At 69.8% G+C, this 1,551-nt stretch carries 2 protein-coding genes; both read left to right on the forward strand.

Annotated features, from left to right (window positions below):
• Nucleotides 1-228: 228 nt before the first annotated feature.
• Nucleotides 229-1,008, forward strand: a complete 780-nt coding sequence (locus AOK24_RS43165) for an HAD-IIA family hydrolase (RefSeq protein WP_055725301.1) — start codon at nt 229-231, stop codon at nt 1,006-1,008.
• 143 nt (nt 1,009-1,151) lie between these two features.
• The coding region (locus AOK24_RS43170; protein ID WP_055725302.1) for a hypothetical protein at nt 1,152-1,551 on the forward strand (400 nt) is incomplete at its 3' end.

Consider the following 1,551-nt stretch of genomic DNA (forward strand, 5'->3'; position numbering starts at 1 on the left):
TCCCTCCCCGGTACTACGGGGAGTCCCCTACCACCCCAGTACCCCCTACCTCCGAGCCCTCGCTCCTCACCCCGTCCCTCTCAAGTCCCCCACCTCCACCACGCCCCGCAGCCCACCGGCCATTCCCAGGAAATCCACCCATTCCCTCAAGATCCGACCTGTGCTTAGGGTGGGCCCCACGACGCACTCACGGTGCGTTCGTGTACGGCACGGCAGGAGACCCCGCACATGGCAGACCGCAAGCCCATCGAGTCGTGGCTCACCGACATGGACGGTGTGCTGATTCACGAGGGCGTCCCGATCCCGGGGGCCGACGCGTTCCTGAAGAAGCTGCGGGACTCGGGCAAGCCGTTCCTGGTGCTGACGAACAACTCGATCTACACGCCCCGTGACCTGCACGCCCGGCTGCGGCGGATGGGCCTGGACGTGCCGGTCGACAACATCTGGACCTCGGCGCTCGCGACCGCGAAGTTCCTGGACGACCAGCGGCCGGGCGGCACGGCGTACGTGATCGGCGAGGCCGGTCTGACGACCGCGCTGCACGACATCGGGTACGTGCTGACCGACCACGAGCCGGACTACGTCGTCCTCGGCGAGACGCGGACGTATTCCTTCGAGGCGATGACGAAGGCGGTCCGGCTGATCAACGACGGCGCCCGGTTCATCTGCACCAACCCGGATGAGACCGGTCCCTCCACAGAGGGACCCCTCCCCGCGACCGGCGCCGTGGCCGCGCTGATCACGAAGGCGACCGGCAAGCAGCCGTACTTCGCGGGCAAGCCGAACCCCCTGATGATGCGGACCGGGCTGAACGCGATCGGCGCGCACTCCGAGAGCAGCGCGATGATCGGCGACCGGATGGACACGGACGTCCTGGCCGGCATCGAGGCGGGCATGCAGACGTACCTGGTCCTCACGGGGCTCACCCGGCCCGAACAGGTGGAGAACTTCCCCTACCGCCCCTCGAAGATCGTCGACTCGATCGCCGACCTCGTCGAACGGATCTGAACCACCCCGGCGCCCGGAACGCCGCCGCTTCCGGGGCGCCCGGACCCACCTCGTGACCCCCACCCGGACGGAGTAGCCCACCCCTACTGAGGGTGCGGGAGCCGACCCCGTGGGGGAGCCTCCAGGTATCTGGAGGTTTCACGATGGGTTCACTGCGCTTCACGCTCCGTACCGGCGTCCTGGTCGCCGCCCTGGCTCTCGCCCCGGTCGTACCTGCGGCGTACGCGGCGGACGGGGACCGGAGCGTCTCGGTGGTCCCGTCGACGCCCGTGGCCGGTGGCGAAGTAGCTCTCAAGGTCAGCGGTTGTACGGGGAAGACGGCGAAGGCGGTGTCCGGCGTCTTCGTCTCGGACGCCCGCCTGATCGGCACCGACGGCACCCTCGTCGGCGAGACGAAGATCCGCTCGACGACCGAGCCGGGCGCGTACGCCGTGACGATCACCTGCGCGGACATCGAGATCAAGGGCAGGATCACGGTCGCGGGCCCCGGCGCGACCCCGCACGCCACCCCGGTGGCCCCGGTCCGCGCGGGCGGCGGAGGAG

The organism is Streptomyces niveiscabiei (genome assembly GCF_001419795.1).
GTDB lineage: Bacteria > Actinomycetota > Actinomycetes > Streptomycetales > Streptomycetaceae > Streptomyces > Streptomyces niveiscabiei.